This is a genomic window from Microbacterium sp. NPDC076895 (genome assembly GCF_040687115.1).
Classification (GTDB): Bacteria; Actinomycetota; Actinomycetes; order Actinomycetales; family Microbacteriaceae; genus Microbacterium.
In genome coordinates this window covers 1-1,087 of the sequence record NZ_JBFBMQ010000038.1, presented here as the reverse complement: position 1 = coordinate 1,087, position 1,087 = coordinate 1, and the positions used below count along the sequence as shown (strand labels likewise).

Below are 1,087 nucleotides of genomic sequence, written 5' to 3'. Positions count from 1 at the left end.
GGCGCTTGACCCCTGATCTTGGACACGCTGATTCCAGCACGATGCTGGGGAAGCGAGAATCCAAGGGATGGCTAGGAAGAACTACACGGACGAGTTCCGGCAGCGGGCGGTGGACGTGTATGAGTCCACGCCGGGTGCGACGCTCAAGGGCATCGCCGGGGACCTCGGGATCTCCCGCGGCGCGTTGAAGGAGTGGGTCGACAAGCTCGGCTCCGGGGTCACGGTTGCCGCGGCGTCGCCGCCGGGGGCGGCGGGGCGACCGGAGTCGCAGGCGGCGAAGGTCCTCCGGTTGGAGGCCGAGCTCGCCGCCTCGCAGGCCGAGACCCGCAAGCTCGAGACGGAGCGGGACATCCTCCGTCAGGCGGCGAAGTATTTCGCCGGGGAGACGAACTGGTGAACCGCTTCCAGTTCGTTGAGGACCACAAGGACGCCTACGGCGTGAAGCGGTTGTGTGAAGTCGTCGAGGTCGCCCGCTCGTCGTTCTACGCCTGGCTGGACTCCGCCGGGCGGCGAGCCGCGAAGGCGACAGACGACGCGGTGTTGGCGGCGCGGATCCGGGTGCTGCAAGACCCCGCCCAGGGCGGCGACCGCGCCTACGGGGCGCCCAGGATCACCGCCGACCTCAACGACGGCGTGCCCGCGGCGGAGCGAGTGAACCACAAGCGCGTCGCGCGGGTGATGCGTGAGCACCGCCTCGCGGGGATCCGGCTGCGACGACGGGTGAAGACCACGATCCCGGACCAGTCCGCCAGGCGCTTCCCCGACCTGATCGGACGGGACTTCTCCGTCGGCGAGCCCGGCCGCCGCTACGTGGGCGACATCACCTACCTGCCTATCGCCGACGGCACGAACCTCTACCTCGCGTCCTGCATCGATCTCGGCTCCCGGAAGCTCGCCGGCTGGCAAGTCGCCGACCACATGCGCACCGAACTCGTCGAAGACGCCCTCCGTGCCGCGCACCGCGACCGCGGGTCGCTGGTCGGCGCGATCTTCCACTCCGACCACGGCAGCGTCTACACCTCGAAGGCCTACGCCGCGCTCTGCGAGCAGCTGGGCGTGACCCAGTCCATGGGCGCGATCGGCACGA

1 pseudogene is annotated in these 1,087 nt (G+C 69.9%); it reads left to right on the top strand.

Annotated features, from left to right (window positions below):
• Positions 1–67 precede the first annotated feature (67 nt).
• Positions 68–1,087 (top strand): annotated as a pseudogene (locus tag AB0O89_RS15050) (IS3 family transposase); the annotation flags it as partial.